The sequence below is a fragment of the Burkholderia sp. KCJ3K979 genome (assembly GCF_016759955.1).
Classification (GTDB): Bacteria; Pseudomonadota; Gammaproteobacteria; order Burkholderiales; family Burkholderiaceae; genus Burkholderia; species Burkholderia orbicola.
This window is the reverse complement of sequence record NZ_JACFYV010000061.1, coordinates 1-14,098: the sequence shown is the minus strand read 5'-3', so window position 1 is coordinate 14,098 and position 14,098 is coordinate 1. Positions and strand designations below refer to the sequence as shown.

The 14,098-nt window shown below is 64.2% G+C and carries 15 protein-coding genes; 1 reads left to right on the top strand and 14 read right to left on the bottom strand.

The genetic code is table 11. The annotated features are described in order from the left end of the window. Nucleotides 1-23: 23 nt before the first annotated feature. The 8 genes from H3O04_RS15730 to rfbB are packed head-to-tail and all read right to left on the bottom strand — an operon-like array spanning nucleotide 24 to nucleotide 7,815. Nucleotides 24-1,901, bottom strand: coding sequence for a glycosyltransferase family 2 protein (locus tag H3O04_RS15730; RefSeq protein ID WP_202588018.1), 1,878 nt, complete (start codon nucleotides 1,899-1,901; stop codon nucleotides 24-26). Nucleotides 1,902-1,918: 17 nt separating this feature from the next. Next, entirely contained in the window at nucleotides 1,919-2,668 is a 750-nt protein-coding gene (locus tag H3O04_RS15725) for an ABC transporter ATP-binding protein (RefSeq protein WP_012328033.1), read from the bottom strand. Nucleotides 2,669-2,676: 8 nt separating this feature from the next. After that, nucleotides 2,677-3,459: an ABC transporter permease gene (locus tag H3O04_RS15720; protein ID WP_012328032.1), complete on the bottom strand. Its 783-nt coding sequence runs from the start codon at nucleotides 3,457-3,459 to the stop codon at nucleotides 2,677-2,679. Between the two features lie 60 nt (nucleotides 3,460-3,519). Next, on the bottom strand, nucleotides 3,520-4,380 hold the full coding sequence (locus tag H3O04_RS15715; protein WP_334029323.1) for a glycosyltransferase family 2 protein: 861 nt from the start codon (nucleotides 4,378-4,380) through the stop codon (nucleotides 3,520-3,522). A 40-nt stretch (nucleotides 4,381-4,420) separates the two neighbouring features. Beyond that, nucleotides 4,421-5,320, bottom strand: a complete 900-nt coding sequence (rfbD, locus tag H3O04_RS15710; RefSeq protein WP_077179293.1) for a dTDP-4-dehydrorhamnose reductase — start codon at nucleotides 5,318-5,320, stop codon at nucleotides 4,421-4,423. Further along, nucleotides 5,313-5,864 carry a dTDP-4-dehydrorhamnose 3,5-epimerase gene (gene rfbC / locus H3O04_RS15705; RefSeq protein WP_011544743.1) on the bottom strand — a complete coding sequence of 184 codons (552 nt, stop codon included), beginning with the start codon at nucleotides 5,862-5,864 and terminating at the stop codon, nucleotides 5,313-5,315. The genes rfbD and rfbC overlap by 8 nt, the downstream gene beginning before the upstream one ends. Beyond that, nucleotides 5,849-6,742 carry a glucose-1-phosphate thymidylyltransferase RfbA gene (rfbA, locus tag H3O04_RS15700; protein WP_202588016.1) on the bottom strand — a complete coding sequence of 298 codons (894 nt, stop codon included), beginning with the start codon at nucleotides 6,740-6,742 and terminating at the stop codon, nucleotides 5,849-5,851. The genes rfbC and rfbA overlap by 16 nt, the downstream gene beginning before the upstream one ends. A gap of 11 nt (nucleotides 6,743-6,753) precedes the next feature. Then, complete coding sequence (gene rfbB / locus H3O04_RS15695; protein WP_077179295.1) at nucleotides 6,754-7,815, bottom strand: dTDP-glucose 4,6-dehydratase; 1,062 nt, start codon at nucleotides 7,813-7,815, stop codon at nucleotides 6,754-6,756. 343 nt (nucleotides 7,816-8,158) lie between these two features. Between rfbB and H3O04_RS15690 the strand changes: the two genes are divergently transcribed. After that, a complete protein-coding gene (locus H3O04_RS15690; RefSeq protein ID WP_077179296.1) occupies nucleotides 8,159-8,998 on the top strand; it encodes a symmetrical bis(5'-nucleosyl)-tetraphosphatase in 840 nt (279 codons plus the stop codon). Nucleotides 8,999-9,034: 36 nt separating this feature from the next. On the opposite strand, the gene H3O04_RS15685 is transcribed toward H3O04_RS15690, so the two are convergent. The 6 genes from H3O04_RS15685 to H3O04_RS15660 all read right to left on the bottom strand — a co-directional run bounded on the left by H3O04_RS15685 (nucleotide 9,035) and on the right by H3O04_RS15660 (nucleotide 13,891). Continuing rightward, nucleotides 9,035-9,892, bottom strand: a complete 858-nt coding sequence (locus H3O04_RS15685) for a lysophospholipid acyltransferase family protein (RefSeq protein WP_077179297.1) — start codon at nucleotides 9,890-9,892, stop codon at nucleotides 9,035-9,037. 19 nt (nucleotides 9,893-9,911) lie between these two features. Further along, nucleotides 9,912-11,189, bottom strand: coding sequence for a dihydroorotase (locus H3O04_RS15680; RefSeq protein ID WP_006476734.1), 1,278 nt, complete (start codon nucleotides 11,187-11,189; stop codon nucleotides 9,912-9,914). 61 nt (nucleotides 11,190-11,250) lie between these two features. Continuing rightward, the gene (locus H3O04_RS15675) at nucleotides 11,251-12,282 is read right to left on the bottom strand and encodes an aspartate carbamoyltransferase catalytic subunit (protein ID WP_006476735.1); all 1,032 of its coding nucleotides are present in this window, start codon (nucleotides 12,280-12,282) and stop codon (nucleotides 11,251-11,253) included. A 73-nt stretch (nucleotides 12,283-12,355) separates the two neighbouring features. Continuing rightward, nucleotides 12,356-12,880 (bottom strand): bifunctional pyr operon transcriptional regulator/uracil phosphoribosyltransferase PyrR, encoded by a 525-nt coding sequence (pyrR, locus tag H3O04_RS15670; RefSeq protein WP_125380786.1) that lies wholly within the window; start codon nucleotides 12,878-12,880, stop codon nucleotides 12,356-12,358. Next, nucleotides 12,867-13,316 (bottom strand): Holliday junction resolvase RuvX, encoded by a 450-nt coding sequence (ruvX, locus tag H3O04_RS15665; protein WP_006476737.1) that lies wholly within the window; start codon nucleotides 13,314-13,316, stop codon nucleotides 12,867-12,869. The genes pyrR and ruvX overlap by 14 nt, the downstream gene beginning before the upstream one ends. After that, the gene (locus H3O04_RS15660; protein ID WP_011544736.1) at nucleotides 13,313-13,891 is read right to left on the bottom strand and encodes a YqgE/AlgH family protein; all 579 of its coding nucleotides are present in this window, start codon (nucleotides 13,889-13,891) and stop codon (nucleotides 13,313-13,315) included. Before H3O04_RS15660 ends, ruvX begins: the two co-directional genes overlap by 4 nt. Between the last annotated feature and the right edge of the window lie 207 nt (nucleotides 13,892-14,098).

Here is a 14,098-nt window from a genome sequence, read left to right as displayed (position 1 = left end):
TGCCATCAGTTTTCGCAAGACACCTAAGCAAGCGGTGCCACTCTGGGGGGCCACGCGAGACTGAAATCCTCACGATCGAGGGTAAGGTTCGGGCTGTAACACGGATCGTCCAGCAACATCTGGCCCCAACGCCCCATCATGTACGCGGTTTCACGCTGGAATCGCAGTTGGTTGGATGGATCGGTTTCCGGGCCGCGTGTCGCTGACTCGTGGTGATACAGCTCGGCAAATGGCGTCCATACGTTCCGGTAGCCCGCCTCGCGGACGCGCAAGCAGAAATCGACATCGTTGTAGGCCACGGCCAGATTTTTTTCGTCCAGCCCCTCGACTTCCCGGTAGATAGACGTGCGCACCAGCATGCATGCAGCCGTCACCGCAGAGAATGCGCTGACGAGACCGGCACGCCCGAAGTACCCACGCGTCGTCCGCGGAACGTGCTTATGCGCATTGCCAGCGACGCCCAGGATTCCCAACACAAGACCTGCATGCTGCACGGTGTCGTTCGGATACAGCAATTTTGCACCGACTGCCCCCACTCCGGGCTGCAGCGCCAGGCCGACCATGTCGGACAACCAGTCAGGAGAAATGACTTCGACGTCGTTGTTGAGCAAACAAACAAACTCGCCGTTGGCAGCCGCTACCGCAGCGTTGTTCAGCGCCGAGTAATTGAACGGTCGATCGTCCCTCAAGACCCGAATTCTAGGATCCTGAACGAGAGACTCCAAATAAAGCAGTGCTTCCGCGTCATCCGAGCCGTTGTCAACGATCAGGATCTCGTAATTTTCGTAAATCGTACGCGCGAGAATGCTACCGATGCATTGACGCATCAGGTGCACTGCATTCCGGGTCGGAATAATCAGCGTAATGAGCGGCAGTTGGGCCGGCAGTGCATGCCGAACGCGATAGCCATATCCGATGTATTCGGCATGCGCTGCAGCCTTCAGCCGACCGAAATGCTCGTTGATGGACTTTTCGCCAACCACCGCCGCATAGGGCTTGGCTTCAACGCCGCTTGACGTGCTGGTCGAATGAATACGCCAGTGATACAGCACACGAGGAATATGACGAATGGCGCTCGCGTCGACGCGCTCGATGCAACGCAGTGCGAGATCGTAGTCCTGCGACCCTTCATAGCCGATGCGAAACCCGCCGACCTCGTCCAGCAGTGCTTTCTCGTAGACCCCGAGGTGGCTGAACATATTGTGCGAATGGAACAGCTCGGGGTTCCACTGGCATTTGAAATACGGATCCCTGCGTTTGCCGCCCTCGTCGATCTTGTCCTCATCCGAATAAATCAGACGAATTGACGGATTTCGCTCGATCGTATCCGCCACGCAGTACAGCGCATGCTCCGGCAAAAGATCGTCGTGATCCAGCAAGGCAACCCACTCCCCAGTTACCAGACCGAGCGCGCTGTTCGACGCAGCGGAAATATGGCCGTTCGTTTCGCGGAATACCACCTTGATCCGCGAGTCCAATGCGGCATAACGCTCGAGTAGCGGACGAATCGCCGGGTTCGGCGAGCGATCGTCGGCGATGCACAGTTCCCAATGAGGATAGAGCTGGCTCCGCACCGATTCAATCGCTTCCGCCAGCCATTCCGGACGCGGATTGTAGACCGGCATCACGACCGAAATCAGCGGCGCTTTTGCAAGCTCGCTGATGCGACGCGCGATTGCCTCGCGCATTGCGTCGTCGATCCGATCGTGTCGACTTATCCAGTTCGCGTAATCCTCAGGATCGATCGCCCCAGGTGCTCCGGCCATCATCCACGTCAGCTTGCGTCTGACGCCGCCCCAACCTTCACGCCGATAGACGGCATAGCCCTGCCGCAACAGGGCGCCAAGATTCCTGCCTCCGGTGATCCGGCCTACGAGCGAACTGACTTTTGATAATGTCATCTGGATAACGGCGAGACTCAGGCTACTGCCGCCTCGTACTGCGACACGACCTCATCGGCCGGGCCGAATGCGCGAATCCTGCCTCGCTCCATCCACAGCGCCTTGTTGCAGACCTTGCGGATTTCGCTGTTGGAATGCATGGCCAGGACGACAATCTCGGCACGACTATGCAGATCTGCCAAGCGCGCCTCCGCCTTGTGCATGAACGATGCGTCGCCCACGCCCATCACTTCGTCGAGCAACAGGATTTCCGCATCGACTGCGGTGGACACGGCGAATGCAAGGCGAACCCGCATGCCGCTCGAATAGGTACGAATCGGCAAATCAAGATAGTCTCCGAGTTCACAGAACTCAGCGATATCCTGTTGTTTCTTGCGGATTTCGGCGTCGGACATCCCGAGTAGCAAACCCCTCAGACGAATATTCTGCATACCGGTGGAATTTTCATCCATGCCGAGGCTGATATCCAGCAACGGTACGGCCTTGCCGCTGCGCGACACGGTACCGGCTGTCGGCGGGTAAATGCCCGCCATCACACGCAACAACGTCGACTTTCCCGCGCCGTTGTGCCCGATCAGTCCAATGCGATCGCCACGCTCGAAGCGAACGTTGACGTCGTCAAGCGCGCGCACGACGATCACGCCATCACTGCCCTCGGCAATGCGATTGCGTCGTCCCATGCGCATGACCTGCTTCTTCAGCGAGCGTCCCTGCACGTCATAGATCGGCAAATCGAGCGTCACGTTCTTCAAATCGATATAGGCCACGGTGCTCCTCAAACCCAGTACGGGATACGTTTCACATAACGACCGGTCAGCCACAACGCGACAATCCAGCCTGCCGCGGCCATACCGGCCGTGACTCCCCATGTCAGCGCACTCGGCGCCTGCCCGATCAGCGGGCCACGTACGACATCGATCAGATAGGCAAGCGGATTCCACTCGACGATGAAGGTATAGCGGTTCAATGCGTTGGGACGAAAGATAATCGGCGTCACGTAGAACGCCACCTGCAGCAATGCCGAAATGATCTGGGGAAGATCGCGAAAGCGTGCGGACAGCAAACCCACCGTCATCGCAATCCAGAGAATGTTCAGGATGTACAGCAGCAGGCCGGGGATGAACAATGGCAGAGTTTCCCAGCTTTTCACGCCGAACACCGCGAGGAGCACGACGATGATCACGGCGTTGTGAGTCATCACAATCAGGTTTCGCCACACCACCTGCAGCATGTAGATCAGCTTTGGTGTTGCCATTTGCCTGATGTATGACGCGCTGTTGATATAGGCGACGCTACCGTCCTGAATCGTTTGCGAAAGCAGCCCCCACATCACAAGACTCGCTGCCAGGAACGGCAGATACGCGTGCATGTCTTGACCGAAAAGCGTACCGTAGACGACGCCCAACGACCCGATCATGACGCCCATGCTGATCGTCAGCCAGAACGGGCCGACCCGCGAGCGCGCATAGCGCTGCCGGATTTCCAGCCAGCCTAGCAGCGTCCATAACCGCCAGGACACGATGCTTTGTTTAAGGTCTGCAATTGCGACAGTGAGCATGCGATTCTTCAACAATAAGTAGTTAGACGACAAATCCTGGAACCTGCCGTAATCGATGGATTACAGCTCCCCCGAGCGCCCGGACAGTCCGTGCCAGATTCCAAGAAGCGAAAGTCGCAGGTGCGCCATTCGAGGCTGCATGAACAACGCGTAGATCGCAAGCCGGACCGGCATCTTGACCAGTTCGGTCGACTTCCAGCTCCAGGGTACGTAGGAACGCCGGATCAGCGCGATCGCGTTGCGGAACAGATAGTAGTGCCGAACCGCGCTGTGCCCCGGGTAGCTCCGCCCGAACACCTTCACCGGCTCGCCACCCAGTTCATGCTTCAACCGCAATGCCGGCGCGCCGAGCACCGAATACCCCTTCGAGCGCGCGCGGACACACCATTCGAGATCGACGAAGTCGATGAACAGCGAATCGTCCATCGGGCCGATGTCACGCCATACAGCGAGATTCACGCACGATCCCGACGTAATCAGAAAGTCGACCTCGACCGGTTGCACACCGTCCGGCTGAACCCGGCGCAGCTTCACGTACCCGAAGCGGACGAACGGCGCGACGCCGCCCAATCGCGCATCCTCGTACGCGGGGCCGACGAGCGCCACGCGACGATTACGCATGCGCTCGGCCGCCATTGTCCGAGGCAGTTCGACCAGCAATTCGTCTGACGGCTCGCTATCCTGATCGAACAGCAATACCGACGTACAGTTCGCCGCGGCCAGCCGTTCGATGCCCTGGTTGAGCGCCGTCGCGATGCCAAGATTGGCGCCGTTCGCGACATAGTCGATACGCGCGTCGAGCCCGAGCGCTTCCGGCGCACTGATGCTCTCCGTGTTGTCCACCACCACGCATGGCCATACTTTGGCGAGCCGGTTCGCACGGGCTACGCAACCGCTATCCGGTCGGTAGAACACGATCACGACACCGGCCTGCTCCTGAACCGCGGAATTCTGATTCAAGTTACTCACTCAGGCACAGCGTCAACGCATCGGCCCAGTCCGGCAACCGCAATCCGAATGCTTCGGTCAGCTTGTCGTGCGACAGTCGCGAATTGGACGGGCGCTTGGCGGGAACCGGGTAGTCGCTCGCCGGAATCGGCAACACCCTCGGCGCACGCTCGCCCATCGCCTGGGCGAAGATTGCTTCGGCAAACCCGTGCCACGACGTGGCGCCCGCGGACGTGAAGTGATAGACGCCGGAACGCTGCGCCCACCAGTCCGCGTCATCGGCCGCCAATGCCTGCGCGACGATGTGCGCGGTCGCGGTGGCGATCGTCTTCGACCATGTCGGCGCGCCAACCTGATCCGCGACGACACGCAGTTCAGGACGCTCGCTCCCGAGCTTCAGCATCGTCAGCAGGAAGTTCTTGCCGCGGCGGCCGTACACCCAGCTCGTCCGCAGGATCAAGTGTGTGCAACCTGTCGCCGCGATGGCCTGCTCGCCCTCCAGCTTGGTCAGCCCGTAGACGTTCTGCGGGTTGGTCGCGTCCGTTTCGACATAGGCACCCTCTTTGGTGCCGTCGAACACATAGTCGGTCGAGTAATGAACCAGCGCTGCACCGAGGCGCGCCGCCTCCTCTGCGAAAGCACGCGGGACTTCGGCATTCAGCCGGCGCGCGGCGTCGACGTCCGTCTCGGCCTTGTCGACGGCCGTGTACGCGGCCGGGTTCACGATGATCGACGGCTTCAGCTCGCGTACGACGCTGCGCACCCGATCGAGGTCGGACAGGTCGAGCATCGAGCGGTCGCATGCGACTACGCGGCCGAGCCCTTGCAGCGAGCGCAGCAGTTCGAACCCGACCTGGCCATTCACACCCGTCACAAGGATCGTCGGCTCAGGAGTCACACCTACCTCACGCATAAACTTCGGCTTCGCTCAAACGCTTGCCGGCCGCATCCTTCGCCGCCAGCAGCGGCTCGAAATCGATCGGCCACTCGATCCCGATCTCCGGGTCGTTCCATACGATGCTGCGCTCGTGTTCGGGGAACCAGTAGTCGGTCGTCTTGTAAAGGAACTGCGCGGCCTCCGACAGCACGACGAACCCATGCGCGAAGCCGGGCGGCACCCACAGCTGCCGGTGGTTGTCGTTCGACAGCACCACACCCACCCACTTGCCGAAGTTGGGCGAATCCTTGCGAATGTCGACGGCGACGTCGAACACTTCGCCCTCGACCACGCGAACGAGCTTGCCCTGCGCGTGCTGGATCTGATAGTGCAGGCCGCGCAGCACGCCCTTCGACGAGCGCGAATGGTTGTCCTGCACGAATTCGACGCCGGGTGCGACCTGCTCGGCGAATTCCTTCCCGTTGAAGCTTTCGTAGAAGAACCCGCGCGCGTCGCCGAACACCTTCGGCTCGATGATCTTGACTTCGGGCAGCGCCGTTGCCGTTACTTGGATGGCCATGCGACTTGATCCGTAAGAATGTTCTTCAGGTACTGACCGTATGCGTTCTTCGCGAGCGGCTGGGCGAGCTTCAGCACTTGTTCCGCGTCGATCCAGTTGCGGCGATACGCGATCTCTTCCGGACAGGCGACCACGAGACCTTGCCGCTTCTGCAGCGTCGCGATGAAACTGGCCGCCTCGATCAGCGAATCGTGCGTGCCGGTATCGAGCCAAGCGTAGCCACGCCCCATGATCTCGACGTTCAGCGCGCCGCTGTCGAGATAGCGCGAGTTGACGTCGGTAATTTCGAGCTCGCCGCGCGACGACGGCTTGATGTCGGCCGCGATGTCGCACACCTGGTTGTCGTAGAAATACAGGCCCGTCACCGCGTAGTTCGAACGCGGCTTCACGGGCTTCTCCTCGATCGACAGCGCGCGGAACGACTTGTCGAATTCGACGACGCCGTAACGTTCCGGGTCGTGCACGTGATACGCGAACACGGTCGCGCCCGTTTCCTGCGCATGCGCGCGCTCGAGCTGCTTCGCGAGGTCGTGACCGTAGAAGATGTTGTCGCCGAGGATCAGCGCCGACGGATCGTTGCCGACGAACTCCTTGCCGATGATGAACGCCTGCGCGAGACCGTCGGGCGACGGCTGCACCGCGTACTGGATGTTCATCCCCCACTGGCTGCCGTCGCCGAGCATCGACTCGAAGCGCGGCGTGTCCTGCGGCGTCGAGATGATCAACACGTCGCGAATGCCCGCGACCATCAACGTCGACAGCGGATAGTAGATCATCGGCTTGTCGTACACCGGCAGCAGTTGCTTCGAGACGACGTGCGTGATCGGATACAGCCGGGTGCCGGAACCGCCGGCGAGAATGATGCCCTTACGTGCCATCGCTTCTCTCCTCAAGTGCGCTTCGCGTAGTTCGTCTCGACCCACTTGCGGTACTCGCCCGATGCGACCTCATCGGCCCACACCTGGTTGTCGAGATACCAGTCGACCGTCTTTGCCAGGCCGGTCTCGAACGTTTCCGCAGGCTTCCAGCCGAGTTCGCGTTCGAGCTTGCGCGCATCGATCGCGTAGCGGCGATCGTGGCCGGGCCGGTCGGTCACATAGGTAATCTGGTCACGGTACGAACCTGTCGCTTTCGGGCGCGCCTTGTCGAGCAGGTCGCACAGCGTATGCACGACTTCGAGGTTCTTCTTCTCGTTCCAGCCGCCGACGTTGTACGTCTCGCCGGGCACGCCACGCGCGAGCACTTCGCGGATCGCGCTGCAGTGGTCGCCGACGTACAGCCAGTCGCGCACGTTCTGGCCGTCGCCATACACCGGCAGCGGCTTGCCCGCGAGCGCGTTCGCGATCATCAGCGGAATCAGCTTTTCAGGGAACTGGTACGGGCCGTAGTTGTTCGAACAGTTCGTCGTCAGTACCGGCAGACCATACGTATGGTGATACGCGCGCACCAGGTGGTCGGAGCCCGCCTTCGTCGCGGAATACGGGCTGTTCGGCGCGTACGGCGTCGTCTCGGAGAATTGCGGATCGGTGGCCGACAGCGAACCGAACACCTCGTCGGTCGACACGTGCAGGAAGCGAAACGCGGCCTTGTCGGCGTCGTTCAGGCCGTTCCAGTACTGGCGGGTGGCCTCGAGCAGCGTGAACGTGCCGACGACGTTGGTCTGCACGAAGTCCGCGGGACCGTGGATCGAGCGATCGACGTGGCTTTCCGCGGCGAAGTGCAGCACCGCGCGGGGCTTGTGCTCGGCCAAGAGCGCGTCGAGTGCGTCACGGTCGCAGATGTCGACGCGCGCAAACACGTGCTTCGGGTTTCCATCCAGCGACTGGAGCGTGCGCAGGTTCCCTGCGTACGTCAGCTTGTCAACGTTGAGCACGGCTTCGTCGGATGCGCGCAGCCAGTCGAGTACAAAATTGGCACCGATAAAACCCGCGCCGCCCGTAACCAGGATCATGAGGCTTCCTCAAATAGTGTGCGGCGGACGCCATCAGGCGCCGGCCACCTCAGATTCGCAAATGCTAGTAGCTTGTGATTGCCACGTCCAACCGGGAATTTTAACCGGTCGACATGGCCTCCAAAGTCATGAAATGCTAATTTTGTTGGGGAAAGCGACAATTATAGGGAGCCGCCCCCTGCAAAAGCCATGCCGCTAACAACTTGATACAGCGCTTCGAACCCTTTCCAGGCATGAAATTTCTTGCCAAATCAACACACTGTCGCGGAACATAAATTGCGCCGCGGTCCATTGACTGGATAATTTTTCCCACATTGTCGATACTCGCAAAATTCGCCGCCCCATGACCCTCCCCCCCATCGCCATCGGCGACATCCAAGGCTGTCATTCCGCTTTCCAGTCGCTGCTCGACAAGCTCTCGCCCTCCGTCGACACGCCCCTCTGGATCGCCGGCGACGTCGTCAACCGCGGCCCCGGCTCCCTCGCCGCGCTGCGCGCGGTCGTCGATCTCGGCCCGCGCGCGACCGTCGTGCTCGGCAATCACGATCTCCATCTGCTCGCGGTCTCCGCCGGGCTGCGCACCGAGCGCCCGGGCGACACGATCGGCGAGATCCTCGACGCGCCCGACGCCGACGCGCTGCTCGACTGGGTCCGCCATCGCCCGTTCGTGCATGTCGAAGACGGAAAGTTGCTCGTACACGCCGGCGTGTTGCCGCAATGGGACGCCACGCTCGCGCTCGAACTCGCGGACGAACTGCAGCGCGCGCTGCGTGCCCCCGATTGGCGCGACACGCTGCAAGGCCTGTACGGCAACGAGCCGAATCAATGGACGCCGAACCTGAAAAAACGCGACCGGATGCGCGTCGCATTCAACGCGTTCACGCGCCTGCGCTTCTGTACGCCCGACGGCGCGATGGAATTCAAGGCGAACGGCGGCCCCGACAGCGCGCCGCCCGGCTACCTGCCGTGGTTCGACGTGCCGGGGCGCCGCACCGAGGACGTGACGGTCGTGTTCGGGCACTGGGCCGCGCTCGGCCTGATGTTGCGCGACAACCTCGTCGCGCTCGATTCAGGTTGCGTATGGGGAAATCAGTTGTCGGCCGTGCGGCTCGCGGCCGACCCGGCGCAGCGCACGGTCACGCAGGTGCAGTGCGAAGCGTGCCGTTCGCCGGGCGGCGAATGACGGCACCCTGATTCGCCCGCCCCGGCCGGCCGCACGTCAGCCCTCGCGCCCCGGCACCGGTGCATCGGCTGCCGCGTCGTCCGCCGCACCGGCGCCGAGCTCGGTCGCCGGATACGCATGCTTCTGCAGCTCGGCGAGCGACTCGGCCGTCGGCTTGCCGACTTTCTCCTGCAGCGTCGCCAGTGCGGCCGCGATCGCGTCGCGCGCCGCCGCGGACGTCGCCCGCCGGTCACCGCCCGGCGCGATCGGTTCGCACACGTACAGATGCGCGACGAGCGGGCCGCCGCGCAACACCATGTCGAGCGACGTGCCGAGCGACAGGTCGCCCGTGTAGGCCGGCGCGACCGACTGCCGCCCGTGCGCGTCCTCGTACATCAGGCAGATCGGCTGCACCGCGCAGCCGGCCGATACCGCGGCCTGGAACAGGTTCGCATGGAACGGCAGCAGATCCTGGCCGTCGGACGTCGTCCCTTCCGGAAACACGCACATCAGCCCGCCGGTGCGCAGGCGCTCGGCCATCTCGTGCATGATCCGCATCGCCTCGGTACGCTTCTCGCGCTGCAGGAACACGGTGTCGAGCTTCTCGGCGAGCCAGCCGACGACCGGCCATTGCCGCACCTCGGCCTTCGACACGAACGGCGTCGGCCGCCACGCGTTGACCGCATAGATGTCGAGCCACGACACGTGGTTGCCCACGACGAGCGCGCTCGCGTCGAGCCGCGCGCCGTCGTTGTGGACGACGAGGCGCATCCCGCAGATCCGCAGCAGCTTGAGCGACCAGCGGCGTATCAGCTCGGCGCGGCGCGCGGGCGTGACGTGCGAAAAACGCAGCGCGACGATCACCATGCCGCGCAACAGGTGAAAGGCGAGACGCAGCTTGCGAAAGGCGATCATGGCGAAGGTTCCGCGTGGTTCAGTGGCGCTCGAACGCGACCCGTCCGGCCACGAGCGTGGTACGCACGGTGGCCGGCAGTTCGTAGCCGAGGAACGGCGAGTTGTGGCCCTGGCTCTTCAGCGCACGCGGCTCGACGCGCCAGTGCGCGCGCGGATCGAACACGCACAGGTCGGCCGCGCCGCCTTCGGCGAGGCGCCCCGCCGGCAGTTGCAGCACGTCCGCCGGCGCGGACGTGATGCGGCGCAGCGCCTGCGCGAGCGGCGTGCGCGTCTCGTCCGCCCACTTCAGCGTCAGCGACAGCAGCAGTTCGAGCCCCGTCGCGCCCGGCGTCGCTTCACCGAACGGCAGCAGCTTCTCGTCGTCGTCGACCGGCGTGTGATCCGAGCAGATCGCGTCGATCGTGCCGTCGGCGAGCGCCACGCGAATCGCTTCGCGATCGCGCTCGCTGCGCAGCGGCGGATCGAGCCGGAACTGCGAATCGAAGTAGCCGATGTCGACGTCGATCAGGTGGACGTGGTTCACGCCGACGTCGCAGGTCACGGGCAGCCCCTCGGCCTTCGCTTCACGCACGAGCGCGAGCCCGGCCGCCGACGACAGCCGCGCGAGGTGCACGCGTGCGCCCGTCACGCGCATCAGTTCGAAAATCGTGTGGAGTGCGATCGTCTCGGCCGCGACCGGCACGCCGGACAGCCCAAGCCGCGACGCGAGCGCGCCGCTCGCGGCCACGCCGCCGCGGCCGATGAACGCGTCGAGCGGACGCAGCCACGTCGTGTAGCCATAGGTGCTCGCGTACTGCAGCGCGCGCAGCAGCACCTGCGTGTCGCGCACCGGCACGTTGGCGTGCGTGAAGCCGACGCAGCCGGATTCGGTCAGCGCGACCATCTCGGTGATCACCTCGCCCTTGAGGCCGACCGTCAGCGCGCCAAGGGGATGCACGTTGGCCTGGTGCAGATTGCGTGCGCGGAACTTGAGCATTTCGACGAGGCCCGGCTCGTCGAGCACGGGATCGGTGTCCGGCGGGCACACGAGGGTCGTGACGCCGCCCGCGACGGCCGCGGCCATCTCGGACGCGAGCGTCGCCTTGTGTTCGTAGCCCGGCTCGCGCAGCCGCGCGCACAGGTCGACGAGGCCGGGCGCGACGATCAGGCCCGACGCGTCGATCGTCTGGTCCGCGTTGAAACCGGCGGGCGCGCTGCCTAGCGCGGCGATCTTGCCGTCCGCGACGAATACGTCGGCCTGCCCTTCGGTGCCGGCGACCGGGTCGATCAACGTGCCGCCTTTGATATGAATCTTCATGCGCTGTCTGTGAATGCGTTGATTGCGTTGAATGCCTGAACGAGGAGGCTCGGAAGCGGGCTCAGTCGCTGTTGCCGGCGACAATGCCCATCACCGCCATCCGCACGGCGATGCCGAACGTGACCTGGTTGAGGATCACCGATTGCGGACCGTCGGCGACCTGCGAATCGATCTCGACGCCGCGGTTCATCGGCCCCGGATGCATCACGATCGCGTCGGGCGCGGCGAGCGCGAGGCGCTCGGGCGTCAGGCCCCACGTCTTGAAGTACTCCTGCGCGGACGGCAGCAGCGCGCCGCTCATCCGTTCGTTCTGCAGACGCAGCATGATGATCACGTCGACGCCCTTCAGCCCCTCGTCGAGGTTGTGAAACACCTTCACGCCCATCTGCTCGAGACCGCCCGGCAGCAGCGTGCGCGGGCCGATCGCACGCACTTCCGGCACGCCGAGCGTGGTGAGCGCGTGGATGTCGGAGCGCGCGACGCGCGAATGCAGGATGTCGCCGACGATCGCCACGCGCAGCTTCGTGAAGTCGCGCTTGTAGTGACGGATCGTGTACATGTCGAGCAGGCCCTGCGTCGGGTGCGCATGACGGCCGTCGCCGGCGTTGATCACGTGCACGTGCGGCGCGCAGTGCTCGGCGATCAGGTACGGCGCGCCGCTCGACGCGTGGCGCACGACGAACAGGTCGGCATGCATCGCCGACAGGTTGTTGATCGTGTCGAGCAGCGATTCGCCCTTGCTCGTCGACGACGCATTGATGTTCAGGTTCAGCACGTCGGCCGACAGGCGCGTCGCGGCAATCTCGAAGGTCGTGCGGGTGCGCGTCGAGTTCTCGAAGAACAGGTTGAACACGGACTTGCCGCGCAGCAGCGGCACCTTCTTCACTTCACGGTCCGTCACGCTGACGAACTGCTCGGCGGTATCGAGGATGTGATTGACGATCGAGCGCGGCAGGCCCTCGATCGACAGCAGGTGCTTCAGCTCGCCGTTTTTCGTGAGCTGCGGGTTGCCCTTCAGGAAACCGTAGCGAAACCGGTCGGGGCTCGCGGCCGCCGCGGGATTGCCGGTGCGGCCAGTGGTGTCGGTGGTCATGGTGTGCGTGATTCCAACTATGCAAACGGGCCGCGGTGCAAACCAGCGGCCCGGGATACGGTTCGCGTGTCGTTCAGGCGCCGTGCGACTCGCTCTGGGCCTCGAGACGCAGCGTGAACCGCGCCTCGTCGCGCGCGAGCACGAGCGTCGCGTCGGCCGGCACGTCGAGCGTGCCGCCCGCGAAGCGCGCGGCGACCGGCAGCTCGCGGCCGCCGCGATCGGCGAGCACCGCGAGCTCGACCGCGGCCGGACGGCCGTAGTCGAACAGCTCGTTGAGCGCCGCGCGCACGGTGCGCCCGGTGTACAGCACGTCGTCGACGAGCACGATGCGCGCGCCGTCGATCTCGAACGGCAGCGACGTCGGGCTGGCCTGGCTGTGCAGCCCCTTCTTCGCGTAGTCGTCGCGATGCAGCGCGACGTTGACGACGCCGAACGCCGGTGCGCCGAGATCGCGCGCGAGGCGCTCGGCGAGCCACGCACCGCCGCTGTAAATGCCGGCGAGCCGCGGGCCGCCCGGTTCGGCGAACGCCGTGCCGTACGCGGCGCGGATCTGGTCGAGCAGGACGCGGTAAAGCGCCTCGGCGTCAATGGTGCTCATGGTCGGACAATTGATCGAGATACTGTTGAAGAATGACGCGCGCGGCTTCGGCATCGAGCATGTCGGTGCGAGCGCGGCCGCGCACGTTGCGCTCGCGCAGCCCGGCTTCCGCCTCGACCGACGAATAGCGCTCGTCGACCCACGTGACGGGCAGCCCGAAGCGGCCGTTCAGCTGGTTGCCGAAACGCTTCGCCTGCTGCGTCATGTCGTGCGGCGTGCCGTCCGGATGCATCGGCAGGCCCACGACGAGCGCATCCGGCCGCCATTCGGCCAGCAGGTCGCCGACCGCCTTGAAGCGGTGCTCGCGGTTCAGGTTCTGGATCACGACGAGCGCACGGGCCGAGCGCGTCAGCGCGTTGCCGATCGCGACGCCGATCCGTTTTTCGCCGTAGTCGAACGCCAGGAGCGTCGCATCGCGCGCGCTCGCGCCACTCATGCGTGCCCTGCCTCGCCGGACAGCATCGACGAACTGACGCCGAGCAGGCCGAGCGCGGCTTCGAAGCGCTCTTCGGCCGGCGTGTCGAACACGATGCGCGGATCGGCGGCGACGGTCAGCCAGCCGTTGCGGGCAATTTCTTCCTCGAGCTGCCCGGCGCCCCAGCCTGCATGGCCGAGCGTGAGCAGGAAGCGCTTCGGGCCGGTGCCCGTTGCGACCGCCTCGAGCACGTCCTTCGACGTCGTCATCTCGAGCCCGCCGTCGACGGACATCGACGAGTTGTAGCTCGCGCCCTCGACCGGCTCGTGCAGCACGAAGCCGCGCTCGGTCTGGACCGGACCGCCGAAGTACACCGGAATGTGCAGCAGCGGCTCGATGTCGAGCTTCAGGTCGATGCGGTTGAACAGCGATTCGAGATCGATGTCGGTCGGACGATTGATGACGAGGCCGAGCGCACCGCGCTCGCTGTGATCGCAAAGATAGACCACCGTTCCCGAGAACGTCGGATCGGCCATGTTCGGCATGGCGATCAGGAACTGGTTGGTGAGATTGATGCGATCGGAAGGCTTTGACATGGTTTGAATTTTAGCAAAGACGCCGCGACCTGACCGGGCCGCGATCAACAAGCAACGCCGCGCCACGCTGGCAACGGCGCGCGCGGATCACACGGCACTCTAACACGCGCGCGGGCGCTGTCGGCAGCGTGTTGCGGGCCCGCGCGGCAAGGGCCGCCGTCGCGTGTCCGTCCCCTTGTTCGTCAGGTCCGGCCGAGCGCCGTGCCG